This is a genomic window from Brevundimonas diminuta (genome assembly GCF_039673845.1).
Taxonomy (GTDB): Bacteria; Pseudomonadota; Alphaproteobacteria; order Caulobacterales; family Caulobacteraceae; genus Brevundimonas; species Brevundimonas diminuta_E.
Map to the genome: position 1 here is coordinate 63,925 of NZ_JBDJMK010000012.1, position 23,169 is coordinate 87,093.

19 protein-coding genes are annotated in these 23,169 nt (G+C 66.8%); 11 read left to right on the forward strand and 8 right to left on the reverse strand.

Annotation, left to right across the window (positions count from 1 at the left end; translation table 11 throughout):
- The first annotated feature begins 182 nt into the window (after nucleotides 1-182).
- The 3 genes from ABE454_RS14160 (at nucleotide 183) to ABE454_RS14170 (ending at nucleotide 4,789) form a co-directional block, all read left to right on the forward strand.
- The gene (locus tag ABE454_RS14160; RefSeq protein WP_346532651.1) at nucleotides 183-842 is read left to right on the forward strand and encodes a DnaA ATPase domain-containing protein; all 660 of its coding nucleotides are present in this window, start codon (nucleotides 183-185) and stop codon (nucleotides 840-842) included.
- A gap of 225 nt (nucleotides 843-1,067) precedes the next feature.
- Complete coding sequence (locus tag ABE454_RS14165; protein WP_346532653.1) at nucleotides 1,068-3,299, forward strand: RNA degradosome polyphosphate kinase; 2,232 nt, start codon at nucleotides 1,068-1,070, stop codon at nucleotides 3,297-3,299.
- Complete coding sequence (locus tag ABE454_RS14170) at nucleotides 3,299-4,789, forward strand: Ppx/GppA phosphatase family protein (protein WP_346532655.1); 1,491 nt, start codon at nucleotides 3,299-3,301, stop codon at nucleotides 4,787-4,789. Before ABE454_RS14165 ends, ABE454_RS14170 begins: the two co-directional genes overlap by 1 nt.
- A 162-nt stretch (nucleotides 4,790-4,951) precedes the next feature.
- Here the strand turns inward: ABE454_RS14170 and rnd are convergent, their stop codons facing one another.
- Nucleotides 4,952-6,106 carry a ribonuclease D gene (gene rnd, locus ABE454_RS14175; protein ID WP_346532656.1) on the reverse strand — a complete coding sequence of 385 codons (1,155 nt, stop codon included), beginning with the start codon at nucleotides 6,104-6,106 and terminating at the stop codon, nucleotides 4,952-4,954.
- An 81-nt stretch (nucleotides 6,107-6,187) separates the two neighbouring features.
- Here rnd and purM point away from each other — a divergent pair, with 81 nt between their 5' ends.
- Nucleotides 6,188-7,237 carry a phosphoribosylformylglycinamidine cyclo-ligase gene (gene purM, locus ABE454_RS14180; RefSeq protein ID WP_346532657.1) on the forward strand — a complete coding sequence of 350 codons (1,050 nt, stop codon included), beginning with the start codon at nucleotides 6,188-6,190 and terminating at the stop codon, nucleotides 7,235-7,237.
- A gap of 245 nt (nucleotides 7,238-7,482) precedes the next feature.
- Here purM and ABE454_RS14185 read toward each other — a convergent pair whose 3' ends face one another.
- Nucleotides 7,483-9,087 (reverse strand): S10 family peptidase, encoded by a 1,605-nt coding sequence (locus tag ABE454_RS14185; RefSeq protein WP_346532659.1) that lies wholly within the window; start codon nucleotides 9,085-9,087, stop codon nucleotides 7,483-7,485.
- Between the two features lie 203 nt (nucleotides 9,088-9,290).
- On the opposite strand from ABE454_RS14185, the gene purN reads away from it, so the two are divergent.
- Together purN and ABE454_RS14195 are read left to right on the forward strand one after the other, a co-directional pair.
- A complete protein-coding gene (purN, locus tag ABE454_RS14190; RefSeq protein ID WP_346532661.1) occupies nucleotides 9,291-9,881 on the forward strand; it encodes a phosphoribosylglycinamide formyltransferase in 591 nt (196 codons plus the stop codon).
- A 107-nt stretch (nucleotides 9,882-9,988) separates the two neighbouring features.
- Nucleotides 9,989-12,046, forward strand: coding sequence for a M13 family metallopeptidase (locus ABE454_RS14195; protein ID WP_346532663.1), 2,058 nt, complete (start codon nucleotides 9,989-9,991; stop codon nucleotides 12,044-12,046).
- Between the two features lie 214 nt (nucleotides 12,047-12,260).
- Here ABE454_RS14195 and ABE454_RS14200 read toward each other — a convergent pair whose 3' ends face one another.
- Entirely contained in the window at nucleotides 12,261-12,473 is a 213-nt protein-coding gene (locus ABE454_RS14200) for a hypothetical protein (protein ID WP_346532665.1), read from the reverse strand.
- 184 nt (nucleotides 12,474-12,657) lie between these two features.
- Nucleotides 12,658-13,077 (reverse strand): nucleoside-diphosphate kinase, encoded by a 420-nt coding sequence (gene ndk / locus ABE454_RS14205; RefSeq protein ID WP_024353012.1) that lies wholly within the window; start codon nucleotides 13,075-13,077, stop codon nucleotides 12,658-12,660.
- A gap of 217 nt (nucleotides 13,078-13,294) precedes the next feature.
- Here ndk and ABE454_RS14210 point away from each other — a divergent pair, with 217 nt between their 5' ends.
- Both ABE454_RS14210 and ABE454_RS14215 read left to right on the forward strand, forming a co-directional pair.
- Nucleotides 13,295-15,196: an ABC-F family ATP-binding cassette domain-containing protein gene (locus ABE454_RS14210; RefSeq protein WP_346532667.1), complete on the forward strand. Its 1,902-nt coding sequence runs from the start codon at nucleotides 13,295-13,297 to the stop codon at nucleotides 15,194-15,196.
- The gene (locus tag ABE454_RS14215) at nucleotides 15,196-15,438 is read left to right on the forward strand and encodes a DUF2164 domain-containing protein (RefSeq protein WP_346532669.1); all 243 of its coding nucleotides are present in this window, start codon (nucleotides 15,196-15,198) and stop codon (nucleotides 15,436-15,438) included. The genes ABE454_RS14210 and ABE454_RS14215 overlap by 1 nt, the downstream gene beginning before the upstream one ends.
- Before the next feature lie 114 nt (nucleotides 15,439-15,552).
- On the opposite strand, the gene ABE454_RS14220 is transcribed toward ABE454_RS14215, so the two are convergent.
- The 4 genes from ABE454_RS14220 to ABE454_RS14235 form a co-directional block, all read right to left on the reverse strand.
- On the reverse strand, nucleotides 15,553-15,858 hold the full coding sequence (locus tag ABE454_RS14220; protein ID WP_346532670.1) for a hemolysin: 306 nt from the start codon (nucleotides 15,856-15,858) through the stop codon (nucleotides 15,553-15,555).
- 16 nt (nucleotides 15,859-15,874) lie between these two features.
- Nucleotides 15,875-16,087 (reverse strand): hypothetical protein, encoded by a 213-nt coding sequence (locus ABE454_RS14225; RefSeq protein ID WP_346532671.1) that lies wholly within the window; start codon nucleotides 16,085-16,087, stop codon nucleotides 15,875-15,877.
- Between the two features lie 140 nt (nucleotides 16,088-16,227).
- Complete coding sequence (locus tag ABE454_RS14230; RefSeq protein WP_119411811.1) at nucleotides 16,228-16,689, reverse strand: DNA polymerase III subunit chi; 462 nt, start codon at nucleotides 16,687-16,689, stop codon at nucleotides 16,228-16,230.
- 32 nt (nucleotides 16,690-16,721) lie between these two features.
- Entirely contained in the window at nucleotides 16,722-18,197 is a 1,476-nt protein-coding gene (locus tag ABE454_RS14235; protein WP_346532674.1) for a leucyl aminopeptidase, read from the reverse strand.
- A 96-nt stretch (nucleotides 18,198-18,293) separates the two neighbouring features.
- On the opposite strand from ABE454_RS14235, the gene ABE454_RS14240 reads away from it, so the two are divergent.
- Genes ABE454_RS14240 through ABE454_RS14250 form a run of 3 tightly spaced genes read left to right on the forward strand, consistent with a single transcriptional unit; the run spans nucleotide 18,294 to nucleotide 23,123 of the window.
- Nucleotides 18,294-19,490, forward strand: coding sequence for an LptF/LptG family permease (locus tag ABE454_RS14240; RefSeq protein ID WP_346532675.1), 1,197 nt, complete (start codon nucleotides 18,294-18,296; stop codon nucleotides 19,488-19,490).
- On the forward strand, nucleotides 19,487-20,590 hold the full coding sequence (gene lptG / locus ABE454_RS14245) for an LPS export ABC transporter permease LptG (protein WP_346532676.1): 1,104 nt from the start codon (nucleotides 19,487-19,489) through the stop codon (nucleotides 20,588-20,590). Before ABE454_RS14240 ends, lptG begins: the two co-directional genes overlap by 4 nt.
- 40 nt (nucleotides 20,591-20,630) lie before the next feature.
- On the forward strand, nucleotides 20,631-23,123 hold the full coding sequence (locus ABE454_RS14250) for an LPS-assembly protein LptD (protein ID WP_346532678.1): 2,493 nt from the start codon (nucleotides 20,631-20,633) through the stop codon (nucleotides 23,121-23,123).
- Nucleotides 23,124-23,169 lie beyond the last annotated feature (46 nt).

Here is a 23,169-nt window from a genome sequence, read left to right on the forward strand (position 1 = left end):
GAAAACGGCTGTCGAACAGCGTGAATTAGGAGCGGGGAAAGGCCCATCATCGCCCCCGAAAGTCAAGGCTGAGGCCTCAAACGCCCATGATACGCCATCCACAGCGGCGCACAGGTTGTCCCCGTGATCCCGCCCTATCAACAGAGACGCCTGCATCCCCGCCCGGCTAGGGTCCAGTCATCATGAACGCCTCGGCCGCCGAAATCCGTCAACTGCGTCTGCCGCTGCAGCAGGAGACGCCGCAGCGCGCCTCGGACCTGGCGATCTCGGAAGCGAACGCGGCGGGCGTGGCTGCGCTGGCGGCATGGCCCGAAGCGCCCGGCGCTGTCCTCAGCCTGTTCGGCCCGGCCGGTTGCGGCAAGAGCCATCTGGCCGCCGCATGGGTCGAGCGAACCGGCGCCATCGCCCTGCACGGCGCCGAGGCGGCCCATGTCGACCCGCTGGAGCTTGAAGGGCGCCCCGTCCTGCTGGACGATGCTCAGGACGCGGGCGACGAGGCCCTGTTCCACCTGATCAACCTGACTCAGTCGGGCGGCGGCGCCCTGCTGCTGGTGTCGCGCGATCCGCCTGCGTCGTGGACGACGCAGCTGCCCGACCTGCGCTCGCGTCTGAACGCCATCCGCACCGTGGGGATAGAGGCGCCCGACGACGTGGTCTTCGCCGCCATGCTGCGCCGCGCCTTCGCCAGCCGGAACATCACCCCGGCCGATGAACTGATCGACTATCTGGTCCGCCGCATCGACCGCTCGGCCGAGGCCGCCGAGGCCGTGGTCGACCGCCTGGACGCCCTGCACCGCCCGGTGACGCGCGTGCTGGCCCGGCAGGTGCTGGACGGGGAATAGCCGCCCCTACACCACCGCTCATCCCGGCGGACGCCGGGACCCAGTGCTTTGGCTGCAAGCTCGCGCGTGGATGGGTGAGCAGGTTTTTTTAGCGGGGCGACTGAGGCTCTTACTGGATCCCGGCGTCCGCCGGGATGAGCGGAATTATAGCTGGCGCTCCAAAGTCCCGCCCGCCGCGACACAATCGCGGTTGCAGCCGTCACAGGCGCGCGCGACAACAGAATCATGACCGATATCGCGCCCATCGCCGTCGACACCACCGGTGAAGAAGTCCCCTCCTCGCGCGCGCCTCAGCTGGAGCTGTCCGAAGCGCTGATGGCCTCGCCTGAGCGGTTCATCAACCGCGAGCTGTCGTGGCTGGCCTTCAACGGCCGGGTGCTGGAAGAGGCCGCAAACGAGGGCCACCCCCTGCTGGAGCGGGTGCGCTTCCTGTCCATTTCGTCCAACAACCTCGACGAGTTCTTCATGACCCGCGTCGCCGGCCTGAAAGGTCAGGTGCGCGAGCGGGTGCGCGTCGTCTCGCCTGACGGCCTGACCCCGGCGGAACAGCTGGAACAGGTCAATGCGGCGGCGGGCGGCCTGATGGCCGAACAGCAGCGCCAGTGGCGCGTCCTGCGCAAGGAGATGGCCGCCGCCGGCATCGAGATCGTCGAACGCGCCCGCATCACCAAGACCGAGCGTGAGCGGCTGGAGCCGGAGTTCCTGAACCAGCTCTTCGCCGTGCTGACGCCGATGGCCATCGACCCGGCGCATCCTTTCCCCTTCCTGCCCAACCTGGGCTTCTCGCTGGCGCTGAAGCTGCGGCGCAACAGCGACAACCGCGTCCTCTATGCTCTGGTGCCGGTGCCGACGCAGGTGCGGCGCTTCTGGGCGCTGGCGACGGACGGGCGTTCGACGCCGGGGCGGACGCGTTATGTCTCGCTGGAAAACCTGCTGCTGCTGTTCATCGACCACATGTTTCCGGGCTGCGAGATCCTGGAAAAGGGTCTGTTCCGTCTGATCCGCGATTCCGACATCGAGATCGAGGAAGAGGCCGAAGATCTGGTCATGGAGTTCGAGGAGGCGCTGAAGCAGCGCCGCATGGGCTCGGTCGTCCGCATCAAGATTCAGGCGGACATGCCTGACGACCTGCGCGACTTCATCATCGCCCAGCTTCACGCCCAGCCGCAGGACGTGGTGCTGGTTGACGGCATGCTGGGTCTGGCCCAACTTTCCGAACTGATCCCCGGCGGCCACCCGGACCTGAAGTTCAAGGGCTATGAGCCGCGCTATCCCGAGCGGGTGCGCGACAACGGCGGCGACATCTTCGCGGCCGTGCGCGAAAAGGACATGCTGATCCACCACCCGTTCGAGAGCTTCGACGTGGTGGTGCAGTTCCTGCGTCAGGCGGCGCGCGATCCCAACGTCATCGCCATCAAGCAGACGCTGTATCGCACGTCCAAGGACAGCCCCATCGTCGCCGCCCTGATCGAGGCAGCCGAGAACGGCAAGAACGTCACCGCACTGGTCGAACTTAAGGCCCGCTTTGACGAAGAAGCCAACCTGCGCTGGGCGCGCCAGATGGAGCGGGCGGGCGTCCACGTCGTCTTCGGCTTCGTGGAATACAAGACCCACGCCAAGATGAGCGTCGTCGTGCGGCGCGAGGGCGACAGCCTTCGCACCTACTGCCACTTCGGCACCGGCAACTATCACCCGGTCACGGCCAAGATCTACACGGACCTGAGCCTGTTCACCTGCGACCCGGCGTTGGGGCGCGATGCGACGCGGGTGTTCAACTACATCACCGGCTATGCGGCGCCCGACGAACTGGAGGCGCTGGTCGTCTCGCCGCTGAACATGAAGACCAGCCTGATCGAGATGATCGGCAGGGAGATGGCCGCCGCCGCCAAGGGCAAGCCCGCCGCCATCTGGGCCAAGATGAACGCCCTTGTGGACCCAGAGATCATCGACGCCCTTTACCGCGCCAGCCAGCAGGGCGTGCGCATCGAACTGGTCATCCGTGGCATCTGCTGCCTGCGTCCCGGCGTGACGGGGCTGTCGGAGAACATCCGGGTCAAGTCGATCGTCGGCCGCTTCCTGGAGCACAGCCGCATCGTCGCCTTCGCCAATGGTCACGACCTGCCCAGCAACCGGGCGCGGCTCTATATCTCTTCGGCCGACTGGATGCCGCGCAATCTGGACCGCCGGGTCGAGGTGATGACGCCGATCCTGAACGCCACCGTCCACGATCAGGTGCTGGATCAGATCATGGTCGCCAATCTGAAGGACGACGCCCAGAGCTGGGTGCTTGAGCCTGACGGCTCCTATCGACGGGTGATCCCCAGCGGGTCGGAGCGGCCCTTCTCGGCGCATAAATACTTCATGACCAACCCCAGCCTGTCCGGGCGCGGCCGCAAGGTGAAGACCCTGCCCGGCGCCCTGTCCTATCCGGGTCTCAAGGTGCGGAAGCGCCGCTGATGAGCCCTGAGCGCGAATACGAGTCGAAACAGATCGCCGTCATAGACATCGGCTCCAACTCGGTGCGTCTGGTGCTGTATCGGCTGGAAGGCCGCGCGGTCTGGACCATGTTCAACGAAAAAGTGTTGGCCGGTCTGGGGCGTGATCTGGCCGCCACCCGTCGCCTGTCGGAGCCGGGCGTGGTCATGGCCATGACGGCGCTGCGCCGCTTCGCCGCCGTGATCGAGGGCGTCCAGCCCGATCAGGTGCTGGTCGCCGCCACCGCCGCCGTGCGTCAGGCCGAGGACGGCCCCCTGTTCTGCGAGCGCGTGGCCGCCGAGACGGGCCTGCACATCCGTGTCCTGAGCGGTGAGGAAGAGGCGAAATATTCGGCGCTGGGCGTGTTGGCGGGCGATCCCGGCGCGCATGGCGTGGCCGCCGACATGGGCGGCGCCAGTCTGGAGCTGACGCGGATCGGGGACGGTCCACGCGGCAAGGGCGTCACCCTGCCGCTGGGGCCGTTCGCCCTGCTGGACGACAAGGGGTTTGACGCCGACCGCCTGCGCGGCCGCATCGCCAAGCGGCTGGCGCCGATCGAGGACGACTATACGACCCCGACGCTCTACGCCGTCGGCGGGGCGTGGCGCAGTCTGGCCCAGATGCACATGGCCATGGCCGATCACCCGATCCGCATCGTCCATCAATACGCCCTGAGCGCCGCCGACGCCCGCGACATGGCCCGTCTGGTCGCACGCCAGCCTCGCGCCTGGCTTGAGAAACAGCCGGGCCTGTCCAAACGCCGCGCCGAGACCCTGCCCTACGCCGCCCTGGTGCTGGAGGGGCTGATCGACCGGCTGGGCCTGACCTCTGTCAGCTTCTCGGCGTGGGGCGTGCGCGAGGGGCTGCTGTATCACGGCATGGAGCCCGCCATGCGGGCGGTCGACCCCCTGCTGGCCGGATGCTCCGCCTGGGGCGGCCGTCAGGGCGTGGACCCGGCCCTGCCCCGTGCGCTGGACGGCTGGCTGCAGTCGGTCGCCTCGGCCCTGCCCGAGGTGTTCGGCGAGGAGCGCGACGCCCTGCTGACGTCATCGGTGTGCCGCCTGGCCGATCTGGGCGCGCGGCTGCACCCGGACCACCGCATCAATCTGGTGTTCGATCAGGTGCTGTGGTCGCCGATTCCCGGCCAGACCCACACAGAGCGCGCCTTCATGGCCGTGGCGATGAACGCCCGCTATGGCGGCGAGGCCCGCACGCCCGCGCCGGAAACGGTCGACCGTCTGCTGTCGGAGAAGGGCCAGAAGCGCGCCCGTGCGCTGGGGCTGGCCATGCGGCTGGCCTGCGACCTGTCGGGCCGCTCGCCGCAGCTGCTGGCGAACGCTACGGCCACGGTGGAAAAGGGCGCGCTGCGGGTGACAGCCGCCAACGGCTATGCCGACATGCTGCTGGGGGAGCAGACGAAGCGCAGAGCCAAGGCGCTGGCCGAGGCGATGGATCTGACGCTGAAAATCTAACGCGACGCCTCTCCCTCCCCGTCCCGGGGAGGGTGGCTGAGCCTGAAAGGCGAGGCCGGGTGGGGGCGGCAAGGCTAGTCAAACGCCGAGGCCAGGATCACCTCGCCCTCCCCACCCGGTCGCTTCGCGACCACCCTCCCCATAAAGGGGAGGGAGAAAGTGTCAGCCCTCGATCTCGACGACTTCCACGCGGGCGCCGTTCAGCACCAGGGCGATTTCGCCCTTCTTCAGCTTCAGCGCGTCCTCACCGAACAGCTCGCGGCGCCAGCCCTTCATGGCCTCGATGTCCGCATTGTCGTTCAGGGCGATCTTTTCGAGGTCCGAGACGGTGGCGATCAGCTTGGCCGCCACGCCCGCGTTATCGCTCTTGGCCTTCAGCAGCACCTTCAGCAGTTCGACCACCGACGGCGGCGCGGGCTGGTGGTTGGCCGGGCGCTCCAGCTTGGGCGCATGGGCTTCCGGGTCGGCCAGGACGCGCTTCAGCTCGGCCGCCAGCTCCAGCCCCAGACGCGAGCCGCCGAAGCCCTTGGGCACCGAGCGCAGGCGGTTGAAGGCGTCCGGGTCGGTCGGCGTCTGAACGGCGATCTCGTCGATGGCCTCGTCCTTCAGGATGCGGCCGCGCGGCTGGTCGCGTTCCTGCGCCGCGCGCTCGCGCCAGACGGCGGTGGCGACGAAACCGGCCAGATATTTGGCGTTGAACTTCTTGGGCTTCAGCCGCTTCCAGGCGTTCTCGGGCGAGGTGTCATAGAGGGCCGGGTCCGTGACCGCGCCCATTTCCGACATGACCCAGTCCAGACGGCCTTCCTTCTGCAGCCGGTCGCGCAGCTTGGGGTACAGCGCCGACAGGTGCGTCACGTCGCCCAGCGCATAGGTCAGCTGCGCCTCCGACAGCGGGCGACGCGCCCAGTCGGTGAAGCGGCTGCCCTTGTCCAGTTCCTGACGCAGCATCTGGCGCACCAGCGCCTCATAGCTGACCTGATCGCCGAAGCCTGCGGCCATGGCGGCGACCTGAGTGTCGAACAGCGGACGCGGCATGGCGCCCAGCTTGTTGAAGATCTCCACGTCCTGCCGGGCCGCGTGGAACACCTTCAGAATCGATTCGTCCCGCAGGATGTCGAGGAAGGGCTCCAGATCCAGACCCTCAGCCATCGGATCGATGATGGCGGCGTCCGTGGGCGAAGCCGCCGCCTGAATCAGGCACAGCTTGGGCCAATAGGTGGTTTCCCGCATGAATTCCGTATCAACGGTGATGTACGGGGCCTTGGCCAGACGATCGCAGAAGGCGATCAGCGCGTCATTGGTGGTGATTGGCGTCATTCCGATGCTATAGCCCCGCGCGACGCCGTCGTGGCAAGAGCGCTGCGACAAATTTTCGCCCCCGATTTCGAGCCGTGACCGATGAGCGACACCCCTGAGGCCCAAAAAGACGGACTGAAGAATGGCCTGACCTACGCCGATGCAGGCGTGGATATCGACGCCGGAGAGCAGCTGGTCGATGCGATCAAGCCTCTGGCCAAGTCCACGCGCCGCCCCGGCGCAGAGGCCTCGCTGGGCGGTTTCGGCGCCCTGTTCGACCTGAAGGCCGCCGGTTTTGAAGACCCGCTGATCGTCACCACCACCGACGGCGTCGGCACCAAGCTGAAGATCGCCATCGAAACCAGCCGCCACGACGGCGTGGGCGTCGATCTGGTCGCCATGTGCGTCAACGACCTGCTGGCGCAGGGCGCCGAGCCGCTGATGTTCCTGGACTACTACGCCACGGGCAAGCTGGACGTGGACGCCGCGCGCCGCGTCGTCGCCGGCATCGCCGAGGGCTGCCGCCAGTCGGGCAGCGCCCTGGTCGGCGGCGAGACGGCCGAAATGCCGGGCATGTATTCGGGCGGCGACTATGATCTGGCCGGTTTCTCGGTCGGCGCGGTCGAGCGCGGCAAGGTCCTGCCCTATCTGGACCAGCAGAAGCCGGGCGACGTCATCATCGGGCTGGCCTCGTCGGGTCCGCACTCCAACGGCTATTCCCTGATCCGCAAGGTGGTCGAGAAGTCGGGTCTGGCCTGGGGCGACGACGCGCCCTTCGCCAAGGACCAATCGCTGGCCCAGGCGCTGATGGAGCCGACCCGCATCTATGTGAAGCCGGTCCTGCCGCTGATGAAGGCCGACCTGATCAAGGGCGCGGCCCACATCACGGGCGGTGGCCTGATCGAAAACCCGCCGCGCTGCATCGCCGAGGGCCTTGAGGCCAGCTTCGACTGGGACGCCTGGCCGATGCCCGCCGTCTTCCAGTGGCTGGCCGAGACCGGCGGCGTGTCGGATCACGAGATGCGCCGCACCTTCAACTGCGGCGTCGGCTTCATCCTGATCGTCGCGCCCGAGAACGTCGAGACGGTGCTGGCCGCCCTGCTGAACGCAGGCGAGACGGCGTTCGTCTGCGGGCAGCTTCAGGCGGCATAAGACGCCGCCCTTACGACAAGACAAAAGCCCCCGGCCCACGCGACCGGGGGCATTTTTGTGGGCTGATCCCCCATTCCCGCTCATCCCGGCGCACGCCGGGATCCAGTGCTTTGGCTCAGGACGCCGCGCTTGCGGTTCTCACTGGGCCCCGGCGTCCGCCGGGGTGAGCGGAAGAAGGCGTAGGCGCAAAAAAAGGCCCCGGTCGCGCTGACCGGGGCCTTCTTCATTTCAGACTGTCGCTAGGATCAGCGCAGGCCGCCGTTGACCGTCTCGTCGTAGAATTTCGACAGGTCGACGTGCAGTTGCTCCAGCGCCGGGCGGGCCGTGTACATCATGTGGCCGCCTTCATAGTAGGTGAACTCCAGGTTCCGGCGCAGGTGCGGCTCCAGCATCATCTGGGCCAGATCATATTCCGTGCTGAAGAACGGCGTGGCGGCGTCGTAATAGCCGTTCAGCGCCAGCACCTTCATGTGCGGATTGCGGCGGATGGCGGTGGCCAGGTCGACGGCCGTGTTCGGCGTCGTCTGCGGGCCGCCGACCGGCGGACGGTGGTTCCAGTCCCAGTTGAAGCCTGGCAGGCCGCGCGCCGACTGGCGGTAATCCACGTCGGTCCGGTAGTTCAGCGTCGTGGCGATATAGTCGCGGAAGATGCCGAAATAGGCGCCGGTGATGGCGCTGCTCGACGGGTCTTCTTCCGGCGAGGCGCCGACGGCGTTGGCGTCGATGCCGGTATAGCGCATGTCCAGACGGCCGATGGTCTGGCGACGGTCGCGCAGCAGCTCCTTGCGGAAGGGGCTGAGTTCAAGGCGCAGGTTGGCCTGATCCAGCACCGTCGGCGAAATGCCGATCAGGGCGCTCATCTGCTGGGCGATCTGGGCGCGCTCGGCGTCCGAGATCAGGTGTCCCTTAGCCAGGGCCGCCGCATAGGGGCCGATGGCGAATTCGCGGGCGCGCTGGACGTGTTCTTCCAGGCTGGGCTTGTTCGGGATCTTGTTGTGATACCAGGCCGTCGCCGCATAGGTCGGCAGCAGGGTAATGAAGTTCTGCGGATAGCCCGGCTGGCGCACGCCGTAGTTCATGATCGACGACAGCAGCACCACGCCGTTCAGCGACATGCCGCGGTCTTCCAGCTGATGCACCAGGGCGCCCGCGCGCAGGGTGCCGTAGCTTTCGCCCAGAACGTACTTCGGGCTGGACCAGCGGTCGAACTTGGTCGTGTAGCGCATGATGGCGCGGGCGAAGGTGTCCGCGTCCTGATCCACGCCCCAGAAGGCCGAACCGGGCGTCTCGCCCAGCGGGCGCGAATAACCGGCGCCGACCATGTCGATGAAGACCAGATCGGTCTTGTCCAGCAGGGTCATGTCGTTGGGCGCCAGGTTGAACGGCGCAGGACGCTCGACCACCGGCTCATCGGTCTGGACCCGCATCGGGCCGAAGGCGCCCATGTGCAGCCACACCGTCGGCGAACCCGGGCCGCCGTTGAACATATAGGTGATCGGACGACGGCCGACCGGCTGGCCGTCCAGCGTATAGGCCACATAGAAGAGGCTGGCCGTCGGCATCCCCGCATCGTTGCGGACCGTCAGCGTGCCCGCCGTCGCCTTATAGCGCATGGTGCGGCCGTGGGCGTTGATCGAGTGGCTGGTGGTCACTTCCGATTCATCGGCGGTGGCGCGCGCCCAGTTCTTTTCGATCTGTTCGGCGGTGGCGTTGCGCAGGCGCTCGGCGGCCGAGCGCACAGGGCCGGAACCGCCCGAATTACCGGCCGAAGAAGCGGCCTCCTGAGCCACCGAAACAGCTGGAACGGCCAACAAGGCCGCCGCACAGGCAGCCGTCAACAAACGACGCATAGGATACTCCCCCTGACAGGCCGGACTTTCCGGCGGATCGACGCTAACGCCGCCGTTTCCGAAGAAGCAACGGAGTTTGCGACAGTTCAGCAACAAATATTCAGCAACGATACGCCCCCTGCCCTCGTCCCGGCTCCCCTCTTGCCAAGCCGGATTGAGGGACGCATGGCAGTCGCCACCTGCTTTCCACGTATGAGTTCTCCATGTCCGTCGCTAAAACCCGCGTCGCCGTCCTGATTTCGGGGACCGGTTCGAACATGGTCAGCCTGATCGAGGCGGGACAGGCGCCGGACGCGCCCTATGAAGTGGTGCTGGTCGTCTCCAACATCGCGGACGCCGCCGGACTGGAGCGGGCGCGGGCGATGGGCGTCGAGGCCGTCGCTGTCGAACACGCCCCCTTTGGCAAGGACCGCGAGGCGCATGAGCGCGCCGTCGACGCCCTGCTGCGCGAAAGGGGCGTCGAGGCTGTGGCTCTGGCAGGCTATATGCGCCTGCTGACACCGTGGCTGGTGCGCGGATGGGCGGGCCGGATGCTGAACATCCACCCGTCGCTGCTGCCGCTCTATCCGGGGCTGAACACCCACGCCCGCGCCATTGAGGCCGGCGATGTTGAGGCGGGCTGCACCGTCCACATCGTCACCGAAGGCGTCGATGAAGGTCCGGTTCTGGGTCAGGCGCGCGTGCCCGTTCTGGCCGGAGACACGGCTGAAATTCTGTCCGAAAGGGTCAAGGCGGCGGAACATCAGCTTTACCCCCGAATTCTGACGAACTTTCTGAATGCTCCCCATTCTTAACGATTTTTAATGCGACAGCCGGTCGCAGCCCGGCGCAGGTTGCCGGCAAGCTCGAATGCCCGTTCCGATGGTGCAATCGCGCACGTCTGTACGACTGGAAAGACCCGATGATGAAAACTCGCCTGATGGGCGCCGCCGCCATGGCCGTCGCCCTCGCCTTCACGGCCCAACCGACCCTCGCACAACACGCCCACGTCTCCACGACCGTCTCCAACGTGCCCGAGATCAAGCCGTGGGGCTTTGATCTGGACGGCCGCGACCTGACGGTGAAGCCGGGCGACGACTTCAACGCCTACGCCAACGGCGTCTATCTGAAGAACACGGAAATCCCCTCGGACAAGGCCCGCTTCGGTCCGTTCGACGTCCTGTATGAGAATTCACAGGCCCAGTTGCGCGCCATCATCGAGACCAGCGCCGCCAACCCGACCAATGACAACGCCCGCAAGGTCGGCGCCCTGTACGCCAGCTTCATGGACGAGGCCCGCGTCAACCAGCTGGGCGCCCAGCCGATGGCCGCCGATCTGGCCGCCATCCGCGCCGTGGCGAACCACAGCGACATGGCCCGTCTGATGGGCGCCAGCCACGAAGGCTTCGGCGGCTCCCTGTTCGGGGTGGCTGTGTTCGAGGACCTGCAGGACCCCAACGTCAACTCGGCCTATCTGGGTCAGGGCGGGCTGGGCCTGCCGGACCGCGACTATTATCTGAAGCCCGACTTCGCCTCGCAGCGCGAAGCCTATGTCGGCTATGTCACGCGCGCCCTGACCGCCGCCGGATGGAGCAACCCGGCCCAGGCCGCCGCCGACATCCTGGCCTTCGAGACCAAGGTCGCCGAGAAGCACTGGACCACGGTCGAGCGTCGCCAGATCGACAAGATCTACAACCCGACCCCGGCCGCCCAGCTGGCGACCTTCGCGCCGGGCTTTGACTGGGCCGCCTTCCTGCAGGCGTCCAAGGTCGAAAGCGTGCCGACGCTGGTGCTGATGGAAAACACCGCCATCCCCGGCATCGCCCAGGTGTTCGCCGACACCCCGATCGAGACGCTGAAGGCCTGGCAGGCCTTCCAGACCGTCGATCAGGCCAGCCCCTATCTGTCGGACGCCTTCGTCAACTCGCGCTTCGAGTTCCGCGGCAAGACCCTGCGCGGCCAGCCCGAAAACCGTCCGCGCTGGAACCGCGGCGTGGTTCTGGTCGACGGCCAGCTGGGCGAGGTGCTGGGTCAGGAATACGTCCGCCTGCACTTCCCCGCCTCGTCCAAGACGCAGATGGAACAGCTGGTCGCCAACCTCAGCGCCGCCATGACCGAACGTCTGAAGGTGGTCGACTGGATGAGCGAGGCCACGCGCGCCCAGGCCCTCGAGAAGATGTCGAAGTTCGGCGTGAAGATCGGCTACCCTGAGAAATGGCGTAACTATGATGGGCTGGAGCTGAAGGCCGACGACCTCTACGGCAACGTCGAGCGCGCCGCCGCCTTCGACTGGGCCTATGAGCGCGGCAAGATCGGCAAGCCGGTCGATCCGCTGGACTGGGGCATGACGCCCCAGACGGTGAACGCCTATTACAACCCGCCGCGTAATGAGATCGTCTTCCCGGCCGCCATCCTGCAGGCGCCCTTCTTCGATCCGAACGCCGATCCGGCGGTCAACTATGGCGGCATCGGCGCCGTGATCGGCCACGAGATCACCCACGGCTTCGACGATCAGGGCCGCAAGAGCGACGCCAACGGCGTGCTGCGCGACTGGTGGACGCCGGAAGACGCCGCCCGCTTCGAGGAACGCGCCAAGACCCTGGGCGCCATCTACGCGGCTGAAGAGCCGGTGCCGGGAATGCACATCAACGGCGAGCTGACGATGGGCGAGAACATCGCCGATCTGGGCGGTCTGCTGATGGCGCTGGACGCCTATAAGCGCAGCCTGAACGGCCAGCCAGCCCCGGTGATCGACGGCCTGACCGGCGAACAGCGCGTCTTCCTGGGCTGGGCCCAGGTGTGGCGTGAGAAGTCGCGCGAAGAGGCTCTGAAGGAGCAGCTGACCACCGACCCGCACTCGCCCGGCATGGCGCGCGCCTCTACGCCGCCGCGCAACATCGACGCCTGGTACGCCGCCTTCGGCGTCACCCCGGATCAGGCGGAATACATCGCCCCCGAGAAACGCGCCCGCATCTGGTAAGCGGCGCGTCCGGCGACGGACAAAGGGAAAGGGCGTCGGCTTCGCGGCCGACGCCCTTTCTGTTTTCAACGCCCTATCGTCACCGTCATCCTCGGGCTTGACCCGAGGATCGAGTGCAGCGTCCTGCTTAACCTTGCCGCCGTCGCGCAGACGGTTAGTCCGATCCTCGGGTCAAGCCCGAGGATGACGGCGCCTCAGGCAAGAGGCCAGAGAGTTACTCGTGCGGCTTCTTCGGTGTGGTCGCAGCGCCGCCGATGGCGCCGATGGCTGCGCCCGCTGCGGTGGCGCCGGTGTTGCCGCCGATCACCTGACCGGCGACGGCGCCGCCAAGTGCGCCCGTGGCGGCGCGTTGCTCCGTCGTCGTGCCGCAGGCGGCCAGCAGGGCCGTCAGGCCGATCACGGGGGCGAGTTTCAGCATCGTCTTCATGGCGGTCATCCTGATCTGTCTGCACGAACCAATGTGATCGCAAAACGAAACGGCCCGCCCCCGGTTCCGGGAGCGGGCCGAATTGTCACACAGCTTGAGCATAAATGATCAAGCCCGCGGCTCATGAATCAAGCCGCGTCGGATCGGGAGGTCCCGAAGGGCCGACGAGCGCGGCCCTTCAAGATCAGCCGACGATGTCGGCGTCCGTGAAGAACTGCTCGATCTCGATCTTGGCGTTGTCCAGCGAGTCCGAACCGTGGACCGAGTTCTCGCCGATCGACAGGGCGAACAGCTTGCGGATGGTGCCTTCAGCAGCGTCGTTCGGGTTGGTGGCGCCCATGACTTCGCGGTATTTGGCGACAGCGTTGTCACCTTCCAGCACCTGGACGACGACCGGCTCGGCGATCATCTGCGAGACCAGTTCGCCGTAGAAGGGACGCTCGGCGTGCACTTCGTAGAACTTCTTGGCCTGGGCTTCGGTCAGCTTGACGCGGCGTTGGCCGACGATGCGCAGGCCGGCGCCTTCGATCACGGCGTTGATGGCGCCCGTCAGGTTGCGGCGGGTGGCGTCCGGCTTGATGATCGAGAACGTACGTTCGGTCATGGGAGTGACTTCTTGTTTGGGAGTTTGAGGGTCGGCGGCTTATAGCGAGCGCCGCACATCTTTCCAATATCCCCGCGCCTGGACCATTATCGGTTCGGATTGAGCCAATCCGAACTCAGATCAATGGCCCAGATCAATCACTTGAGCGAATATCTGGGTTCATATGCGAGCGCATATGAACCGATTTCGCTCTGAGCCTTTTTTCTTTCCGGTTGCCATGCTGCAGATCAAAAACCTGACCTACAACGCCTGGGGCCGCGAGTTCCTTGATGACGCCTCCGTCAGCCTGCCGCCGGGCTCCAAGGTCGGGCTGGTCGGCCGCAACGGCATCGGCAAGTCGACGCTGTTCAAGCTGATCCTGGGCGAGCTGGCCGCCAACGGCGACGAAATCTCCCTGCCCAAGACCGCGCGCATCGGCTCGGTCGATCAGGAACACCCCGCCACGCCGGTCAGCGTTCTGGACACCATTCTGGAAGCCGATGTCGAGCGTCACGACCTGTTGACCCGGCTGGAAACCGCCGAACCCGAGGAAATGGGCGAGATCTGGGGCCGCCTGATCGAGATCGACGCCGACAGCGCCCCGGCGCGCGCGTCTGAAATCCTGGCCGGTCTGGGCTTCAGCCATGACGACATCCTGCGCCCGATGGCCGAGTTCTCGGGCGGGTGGCGGATGCGCGTGGCCCTGGCCGCCGCCCTGTTCGCCGAACCGGACATGCTGCTGCTCGACGAACCGACCAACTACCTCGATCTGGAAGGCGCCCTGTGGCTGGAGCAGCGGCTGAAACGCTATCCGCATACGGCCCTGATCATCAGCCACGACCGCGAGCTGCTGAACGGCGTCTGCACCCACATCCTGCAGCTGTCGAACCGCAAGCTGGACCTCTACACCGGCAACTACGACACCTTTGAAAAGACGCGGGCCGAGAAACTGCGTCTGATGGAGGCCAACAAGTCCAAGCAGGACGCCGAGCGCGCTCACCTGCAGAAGTTCATCGACCGCTTCAAGGCCAAGGCATCCAAGGCGACGCAGGCCCAGTCGCGCGTCAAGCGGCTGGAGAAGATGCAGCGCATCGAACTTCCGCCCGAAGAGCGCGTCGCTCCCTTCACCCTGCCCTCGCCCGAACGTCCCCTGCCCCCGCCGCTGATCCGGCTGGAAAAAGCCAACGTCGGCTATGAGCCGGGCAAGCCGATCCTGAAGAACCTGAACCTGCGGATGGATCTGGACGACCGCATCGGCCTGCTGGGCGTCAACGGGGCGGGCAAGTCGACCTTCGCCAAGCTGATCGCCAAGGCCCTGACCATCGAGACGGGCGAGTTCCACCGCGACGGCAAGATGCGCGTAGGCTGGTTCCACCAGCACCAGATCGAGGCGATGGACCCGACCGACACGCCGCTGGAGATCATCCGCCGCGCCATGCCGGACGCCTCGGAAAGCAGCCGCCGCAGCCGTCTCGCCCAGTTCGGCCTGCCGTTCGAAAAGCAGGAAACAACCGTCGGCGCCCTGTCGGGCGGCGAGCGCGCGCGCCTGCTGCTGAATCTGGTGGCGATGGATGCGCCGCACATCCTGATTCTGGACGAACCGACCAACCACCTGGACATCGACAGCCGCCGCGCCCTGCTGGACGCGCTGAACGAATATACGGGCGCGGTCATCCTGATCACCCACGACCGCTCGCTGATGGAGCTGGTGGCCGACCGGCTGTGGCTGGCCGCCGACGGGTCGGTGAAGCCGTTCGACGGCGACATGGACGACTATCAGAAGTTCGTCCTCGACCGCGCCAAACAGGCGGGCATGAAGCCCAGTCAGGTCAAGCACGAACCTGAGGCCGACAAGGCTGCCGGTCCTCAAGTAGCGAGCGCCCGCGGCGCGAGCGATAGGACCACTAAAAAAGGACCGTCCCCGTCCACGCTTCGCCATGCGGTGAAGAAGGCCGAGGACAAAATGGCCCAGCTGACCGCCGATCTGGCGCGCCTGGACGACGACCTGGCCAACGCCGCCGTCAATGATCCGAAGAAGCTGGAAGGCCTGACCCGCGCCCGCGCCAAGGCCCAGACCGATCTGGATCAGGCCGAGGTCGACTGGATCGCCGCCGAGGAAGCTCTGGCCGAGGTGTCGTGATGAGCAAGGCGCCGCCCCTGCTGTCCAAGGACGAGATGCAGGAGGCGGCCGCCCGGCTGCAGACCTATCTGCGCGACGAGATGGAGGTCGAAATCGGCCGCCTGCCCGCAGAGATGCTGGTGGAGTTCATCGGCCGCGACATCGGTCGGCTGTTCTACAACCGCGGCCTGCGCGACGCCGAAACCGTGGTGCGCCAGAAGGTCGAGGACGTCGCCGACGCCCTCTACAGCTTGGAGCGATAAGCCTCCCGCTCACCCCGGCGGACGCCGGGGCCCAGTGAGAACTTCATCCGCCGCGTTTGCAGCCAAAGCACTGGATCCCGGCCTCCGCCGGGATGAGCGGGTATTAGGGGACCCTCACCCGCAGCTGACGCGCGTCACGACATCCGTCTTGTCGTTATAGGTGAAGGTCACGCGGTTGGAGCGATAGTCCAGCGTCGCCGCACAGGTGCTGCACAGCACCCGGAAGATGCGGCCTTCCGGCGCGGCCGGGATGGTCGAGCGGTTGCGGCCGACATAGCTCTGATAATCGCTGGCGTCGCAGACGAAGTCCGAGACGTCAGGGCCGCCGGGCGCGGGCGTCGCGCCGCTGCCTTGCGTCGGGGCGCAGGCGCTCAGGGCCAGAAAACCCGCAGCGGCGAGCAGAAGCGGAAACGTCTTCATGACAGCGTCCTTTCGATCAGCCGCAGCGGACCTGTTCGATCAGGCCGGTGCGCTGGTTGTAGAAGATGTTCAGCCGATACGGCGAATAGTCCTCGGCCACCGGACAGGTCGTGCAGGCGACCCGGCGGTTCACCACATCCACAGGAACGGGGATTTCGCTGCGCGGTTTCCCGATCAGCCACTGAAACTCATCCGCCTTGCACATGGCCTCGCCCGTGGCGTTGCGCACGCCCGGCTCCGCCAGATAGGGGCGCTCGGTCGCAGAGACGGGCGCGACGGGCGTGGTCGTCGGATAGCGGGGATAGGACGGCGCCCGCGTCGGCGGCGGCGAGGCGCAGGCCGATACGGCCAGCGCGCCTGCAAGCGCGATCAGGCCGCCTTTTCCCAGCGCCCCTCGTCCGACTGTTTCCAGTAGGCCAGGTCGGCGCCGTCCGCCTTCAGCGTCCGCCAGCGCCCGCGCGCGTGGTTCAGCGCCTGCTCGTCCCGGCCGTCGAAGATGATGAAGCAACGTGCGAACTCCTGCGTGGCCCCAAGCTCTGAATCATCGACGATGAACAGCGCCTGAGCGCCATTCAGATTCTCGCCCGATTCGGACAGAAGCACAGGCTGGCGCGCGGCATGATCGCCATCGGCCCGTCCATGAGGCAGGAAGCTGTCGTCGCGATAGGTCCACAACAGCTCGTCGATGTCGTCGAGCCGGTGCGAGGTAGCGCCCCGGATCAGAGCGCGCCAGCCCCGCTGAAGCGTGCGCTCCAGCAGGGTCGGCAGCACCTGATCCAGCGTCGAGCGCTCCAGATGGTAGAACCAGATTTCCGGCTTGGCGTCAGACACCCGGCCCTACCCTTTCATGAACGCAGGCGTGATCAGCCTTCGTAGGCGTCGGCGACCATGCGGTCCAGCAGACGCACGCCCCAGCCCACGCCGCCGTCCGGCACGGTCGGGTTCTTCGAATCCTTGACCCATGCCGTCGGCGCGATGTCGATGTGCGCCCACGGCGTGCCGTTGGTGAAGCGTTGCAGGAACAGGGCGGCGGTGATCGAGCCGCCGGCGCGGCCGTTGCCCATGTTCTTCACATCGGCGATCGGGCTGTCGATGTGGCGGTCGTATTCCGCCGGGATCGGCATACGCCAGGTCTTCTCGCCCACCTTGGGACCGGCGGCGGCGATGTTGTCGGCCAGATCATCGCTGTTGGAGAAGACGCCCGCATATTCCAGGCCCAGCGAGATGATCATGGCGCCGGTCAGGGTGGCTAGGTCGACCATGAATTTCGGCTTGAAGCGGTCCTGCGTGTACCAAAGGGCGTCAGCCAGAACGAGGCGGCCCTCGGCGTCGGTGTTCAGCACTTCGATGGTCTGGCCCGACATGGAGGTGACCACGTCGCCCGGACGCTGGGCGGCGCCGTCCGGCATGTTCTCGACCAGGCCCAGAACGCCGACGACGTTGACCTTGGCCTTGCGGCCGACCAGGGCGTGCATCAGGCCGGCCACGGCGGCGGCGCCGCCCATGTCCCACTTCATCTCTTCCATGCCGTCGGCGGGCTTCAGGCTGATGCCGCCGGTGTCGAAGCAGACGCCCTTGCCGACGAAGGCGATGGGGGCGTCGCCTTCCTTGCCGCCGTTCCACTGGATGACGGCCAGCTGGCTTTCACGCACCGAGCCCATGCCGACGCCGAGCAGCGAGCCCATGCCCAACTTCTCCATCTCGGCCTCGCCCAGGATCTCGACCTTGGCGCCCAGGGCTTCCAGTTCCTTCACGCGGCGCGCGAACTCGGCCGGGTACAGGATGTTGGCGGGCTCAGACACCAGATCGCGCGCGAACAGCACGGCGTCGGCCACAGCCGACAGCGGGCCGAAGGCGGCCTGGGCGGCGGCGACGTCCGAGGTCACGACGCGCACCGTCGTCACCGACGGAATTTTGTCGGCCTTTTGCTTGGTCAGATATTTGGCGAAGCGGTAGGCGGCCAGACGCACGGCGAAACCGGCGCGCGCCGCCAGTTCCGGCGACAGGTGCGCCGCGTCGATGGTCAGGACTTCGGCGCCCGACAGCTTGCTGGCCTGATAAGCGGCGGCGGCGGCGGTTTCGACCGCCAGATCATCGACCTTGTCCGCGGCGCCCGCACCGACCAGGAGGACGGCGTTCGCGTCGATCCCGGCGGGGGCGGCGACGCTCAGGCTGCTGTTGGAGGCGCCGGTGAAACGGCTGTTCTTCATCGCCTTGGCCAGGGCGCCCGAGGCGGCCTGATCCAGCGCCGGACCAGTCCCCGCCAGCGCGCGTCCGTCGTGAACCAGCACGGCGAGAATTTCAGCGGCTCCAGCCGAAGAGACGAATTCTATTTTCATTAATCTCACTCCAGACCGGGAAATCATGCCCCGATCACGCTTGTTTTCGACATGGTCGCGGCGACAGTTCCGTCGGGGCGGCCGGATGTGTATTACATGGCTCGCATCGCCCTGGGCTGCAACACGCTCGCAGTCGATTCTTACGACCTTTTCCGCCCCATGACCCTGATCCAGAGGTATCTTTTCCGCCAGATCAGCCTGCCCGTCGTGGCGGCGGTCGCGGCGCTGGCCGGCATCGGCCTGCTGAGCCAGAGTCTGGATCAGCTGGAAGTCATCGTCGAGCGCGGCCAGAGCGTCTGGGTCATGGTCAAGCTGACCCTGCTGGCCCTGCCGCAGCTGATCGCCGTCATCCTGCCCATCGGCCTGTTCGTCGGCGCCCTGATCGCCCTGACGCGGCTGCAGCGCGAGCAGGAACTGACCGCCGCCTACGCCGCCGGGGTCAGCCGCTGGTCCCTGATCCGGCCCGCCCTGCAGATCGCCCTGATCGTGACCGTCATCTCCCTGCTGGTGAATGTCTTCGTCCAGCCATGGGCCCAGCGTGAGGGACGCCGTCAGGCCTTCGCCATCCGCACCGATCTGGTCGCCCTGCTGGTCGAGGAAGGCCGCTTTGTCCAAGGCCCGGACGGCCTGACGGTCTATGTCCAGCAGATCGAGCAGAACGGCCTGATGAAGAACCTCTTCGTCTATCTGGACAACGGCAAGACGGTCACGACCTGGGACGCCGAAACCGCCCGCTTCGGCCGTCTGGACGGCCTGCCGGTGCTGACCATGCAGAACGGTTCGATGCAGCGCTATTCATCGCGCGAGGTGCTGAACCAGCTGTCGTTCGACCAGCAGGTGTTCGACCTGTCCCCCTACGCCAAGACGGATGAACGCATCCGCTTCAAGCCGTCGGACCTGTGGCTGACGGACCTGTTCGACCCGACGCCCGCCCTGCTGGACAGCGCCGGAACGCGCGGTGAACTGGCGGCCGAGGGGCATTCGCGGCTGGCCTCTCCGCTCTATGCGCTGGCGGCCATGGCTTTTGCGCTGGCGGCCATCATGGGCGGCGCCTTCAGCCGCAGCGGCTATGGCGGGCGGATCGCCCGGGCGGCGGGCGCCTTTCTGGTGCTGCGGGTGATCGGCTACGGTCTGGTGGCGGCCAGCGCATGGAACGGGGCGATGAACGTGCTGCAATACGCCGTGCCGCTGGCGGCCACGGCGCTGGCCCTGCGCATCCTGTTCCGCGCGCTGAAGCCGCGCCGCCGCCGCAGCTGGGCGCCGCTGGAACGTCTGAAGGCGAGGTTCGCATGAGGCTCCGTCTGGGACGTATCGAACGCTATGTGCTGATGCAGCAGATGAAGGCGCTGGGCGTGGCCCTGGCCGTCATCGCCGCCCTGGTCATGCTGATCGACTTCGTCGAGGTGTCGCGCGGGCTGAACTCGTCCGGCGAACTGTCCAGCGCGCGCATTTTCAGCCTGGTGCTGGTGAAGTCGCCGTCGGTGGTGGTCCAGCTTCTGCCGTTTGTTTTCCTGTTCGGCACCCTGGGCGCCTTCGTCAGCCTGAACCGGCGCAGCGAACTGATCGCCATGCGGGCGGCGGGCGTGTCGGCATGGCGTTTCGTCCTGCCTGCGGCGGGCGCCGCCGTCCTTCTGGGCGTGCTGACGGTGACGGTGCTGGGGCCGCTGGCCGCCGCGGGCGACGGCGTCTGGCAGCGCGAGCGCGCCCGCATATCCGGGACGACGCCCGGCAGCGATCCGGCCGAATCCGTCTGGCTGCGCGAGGGCGACGCCAACCGCCAGATGATCATTCGCGGCGGCCGTCAGGAACAGGCCAGCGGACGTCTGCTGGACGCGACCTTCTTCATCTACACCACGACCTCCAGCGGACGCCGGGTCTTCACCGAGCGGATCGACGCCGCCACAGCCACCCTGAACGCCGGGCGCTGGCGCCTGACCGACGCGGCAGGCGCCCAGACGGGCCAGCGGGCCGTGCGCTACGCCACCCTCGACCTGCCGTCCAATCTGGCCGACGAAGAAGCCTTCCAGCGCTTCGCCCGGCCGCAGTCGACGCCCTTCTGGTCGCTGCCCAACCAGATTCGCCGGATCGAGGACGCGGGCTTCGCCTCGACCGCCTATCAGTTGCGCCTGCAACAGCTGCTGGCCACGCCGCTGATCTTCGGCGCCATGTCGATTCTGGCGGCGGCCTTTTCGCTGCGGCTGATGCGGCTGGGCGATCTGGCGCGGATGACGGTAGCGGCCGTGGTGCTGGGCTTCGCCTTCTTCTTCCTGAATCAGTTCTCTTCGGCCATGGGCTCGGCCGAGGTGGTGCCGCCCCTGATCGCGGCCTGGTTGCCGCCGATATTGACGGCCCTCGCCGCCTTTACCTTGCTGATCTATACGGAAGACGGCTAATCGGGCGGTTTGCGCCCGCCCGGCAATGAGTGGACCCTGCATGACCAATCGCCGCCTCCCCCGTATGGGAGCCCTGCGTCTTCGGCTGCTGACCGGCGCGGCCCTGGTCATGGGCGCGCCCCTGTCCCAGCTGGCCTTTGTCCACGCCGCCAGCGCACAGGACATCCAGACGCCTGTCGCCGCTCCGGTTCAGGCTCAGACTCAGGCGCCCGGCGAGGACGGCCTCACGCCCGACGCCGTCTTCATCGACGCCCAGTCCGCCCAGCGTCAGGGCGACGTCGTCTCAGCCCAAGGGCCGTCCGACGCGCGCGTCATCGCCCGTTTCCAGCAACACAGCCTGCGCGCGCAGGAGCTGTCCTATGATCTGCAGAACCGCATCGCCACGGCCTCGGGCGACGCCGAGCTGACGGCGCCGGACGGTTCGGTCGTTCACGCCCAGCGCATTGAACTGGGCTCCGACTTCAAGGCCGGCGTCGCCGTCGATCTGGCCACCCGCCTGTCCAATGGCTCCAGCCTGATGGCGGCGACCGCCGTGCGCCGCTCGGAAACCGTCAGCGAGCTGAACAACGTCATCTTCACTCCCTGCCCCATCTGCACCGCAGAGGGCGCGACGCGTACGCCCAGCGTCTCCATTCAGGCTTCGAAGGCCGTCCAGAACGAAGAACTGCGCGCCATCCTGTATCGCGACGTGGTGTTCCGGCTGGGCGGGGTGCCGATCTTCTACCTGCCCGCCTTCTCGCACCCTGATCCCAGCGTGGACCGGGCGTCGGGCTTCCTGGTGCCGTGGGGCGACTACAAATCCGGGCGCGGGGTGTCGCTGGAGCTGCCGTATCTGCACGTCATCTCGCCGTCAGAAGACATTCTGGTCAGCCCCCAGTTCAACACCAAGGTCGAGCCGCTGATGAATCTGCAATGGCGCAGGCGCTTCAACGACGGCATGATCGTGGCCCGGGGCGGAGCCACCTATGGCCGCAACTTCGGCGAGGTCGATCTGGACGGCGACGGCAAGGCCGAGAGCAACGTCCGTTTCGGCGACAAGACCACCCGCAGCTATCTGCTGGCCCACGGCAAGTTCGATCCCGACGGCCCGTGGCGCTGGGGCTTCACGGCAGAGCGCACGTCGGACAAGAGCCTGTTCGACCGCTATGACGTGCGCGACACCTATCAGGACAACGGCCTCTATTACGGCGACAGCCGCCGTCTGATCAGCCAGATCTACGCCGAACGCCAGACAGAGCGGTCCTATCTGTCGATCGCGGCCTTCTCGATGCAGAGCCTGCGTCTGGACCCGGCCTTCGCCGCCACCGACTTCCGCACGCCGGAAGGCTATCTGGTGTTCGAGGACGACAACACCCTGCCGCTGGTGGCGCCGCTGGTCGACGCCCGGTGGGAGCCGGAAAACCCCGTCTTCGGCGGCCGCCTGCGCCTGCGCGGTTCAGCCGTGTCGCTGACGCGCGACGCCTATGTCGGCTTCCCCACCCTGGCGCCCAGTCTGATTCCCGTCAGGCCGACCGACGGCCTGCCCGGCGTCGACAGCCGCCGCGTCACCGGCCAGGCCGAATGGCGCCGCGCCATGATCTCGCCCATCGGCGTGCGGTGGGAGCCGTTCGTGGACCTGCGGGCCGACTTCTATGCCGTCGCCGACCTGCCGCCCGCCCTCGGCGTCAAGGACCAGACCCTGACGCGCGGCCGCGCCAGCGCGGGCGTGGACGTCAGCTATCCGCTGTATCGCCCCCTCAGCGCCTCGTCCGACCTGATTCTGGAGCCGATGGCCCAGCTGTCGATCTCGAACAAGGCGGACCTGAACCGCTATATTCCCAACGAAGACAGCCAGATCATCGAACTGGACCACCTGTCGCTGTTCCGCATGGACCGCTTCCCCGGCTATGACCTGCTGGAAGGCGGACTGCGCTTCACGGCGGGCGCCCGCGCCACCCTGCGCTGGGATGATGTGCGTTCGGCCAGCTTCTTCCTGGGCCGCAGCATGAGGGCGGACGAACAGGATGAATTCCTGACGCCGCTGCCGGATGACCCTTCGCGCCTCTATGACCCCACAGGGCTGGCAGGCCGGACATCGGACTGGGTCGTCAACGCCACCTTCAACCCGTCCGACCGGATGCGCGGCTGGTTCCACGCCACACTGGACGGCAAGGGCGAAGTCCGCCGCGCCGAGGCCACCGTCGACGGCCGCTGGGGCCGCCGCAACCTGGCCAGCCTGAGCTATATCGTCGACCGCTCCAATCCGCTGGATGGCCCCGGAAACCGCAACTATGAACTGGTCCAGCTGGCGGCCAATCAGTTCATCCACGGCAACTGGGGCATAGCGGTGACCGGCATCGCCGATATGGAACGCGACATCATCACCCGCTCGGAAGTGGGCCTGCTGTTCGACGACGACTGCTTCCGCATCGAACTGGGCTGGCGCCGCGACAACACGCGCGTGCGGCCGACCGGCCCGGCCGAGGGCGTTTACATCCGTCTTAACCTCGCCACTTTTGGGTCTTCAGGCTATGATCGCAATGAACTGCGGTAGGCATGATCCGTATTGCAGCGTAGGGGACATGCTTCCCGGCGCTGTG

Coding starts and splice junctions, on each gene's coding strand:
- lptG (WP_346532676.1), top strand. CDS start 19,487: ATGAGGCTCCGTCTGGGACGTATCGAACGCTATGTGCTGATGCAGCAG.
- ABE454_RS14185 (WP_346532659.1), bottom strand. CDS start 9,087: ATGCGTCGTTTGTTGACGGCTGCCTGTGCGGCGGCCTTGTTGGCCGTT.
- ABE454_RS14235 (WP_346532674.1), bottom strand. CDS start 18,197: ATGAAAATAGAATTCGTCTCTTCGGCTGGAGCCGCTGAAATTCTCGCC.
- purM (WP_346532657.1), top strand. CDS start 6,188: ATGAGCGACACCCCTGAGGCCCAAAAAGACGGACTGAAGAATGGCCTG.
- ABE454_RS14240 (WP_346532675.1), top strand. CDS start 18,294: ATGGCTCGCATCGCCCTGGGCTGCAACACGCTCGCAGTCGATTCTTAC.
- ABE454_RS14160 (WP_346532651.1), top strand. CDS start 183: ATGAACGCCTCGGCCGCCGAAATCCGTCAACTGCGTCTGCCGCTGCAG.
- rnd (WP_346532656.1), bottom strand. CDS start 6,106: ATGACGCCAATCACCACCAATGACGCGCTGATCGCCTTCTGCGATCGT.
- ndk (WP_024353012.1), bottom strand. CDS start 13,077: ATGACCGAACGTACGTTCTCGATCATCAAGCCGGACGCCACCCGCCGC.
- ABE454_RS14165 (WP_346532653.1), top strand. CDS start 1,068: ATGACCGATATCGCGCCCATCGCCGTCGACACCACCGGTGAAGAAGTC.
- purN (WP_346532661.1), top strand. CDS start 9,291: ATGTCCGTCGCTAAAACCCGCGTCGCCGTCCTGATTTCGGGGACCGGT.
- ABE454_RS14250 (WP_346532678.1), top strand. CDS start 20,631: ATGACCAATCGCCGCCTCCCCCGTATGGGAGCCCTGCGTCTTCGGCTG.
- ABE454_RS14170 (WP_346532655.1), top strand. CDS start 3,299: ATGAGCCCTGAGCGCGAATACGAGTCGAAACAGATCGCCGTCATAGAC.
- ABE454_RS14195 (WP_346532663.1), top strand. CDS start 9,989: ATGATGAAAACTCGCCTGATGGGCGCCGCCGCCATGGCCGTCGCCCTC.
- ABE454_RS14210 (WP_346532667.1), top strand. CDS start 13,295: ATGCTGCAGATCAAAAACCTGACCTACAACGCCTGGGGCCGCGAGTTC.
- ABE454_RS14200 (WP_346532665.1), bottom strand. CDS start 12,473: ATGAAGACGATGCTGAAACTCGCCCCCGTGATCGGCCTGACGGCCCTG.
- ABE454_RS14215 (WP_346532669.1), top strand. CDS start 15,196: ATGAGCAAGGCGCCGCCCCTGCTGTCCAAGGACGAGATGCAGGAGGCG.
- ABE454_RS14220 (WP_346532670.1), bottom strand. CDS start 15,858: ATGAAGACGTTTCCGCTTCTGCTCGCCGCTGCGGGTTTTCTGGCCCTG.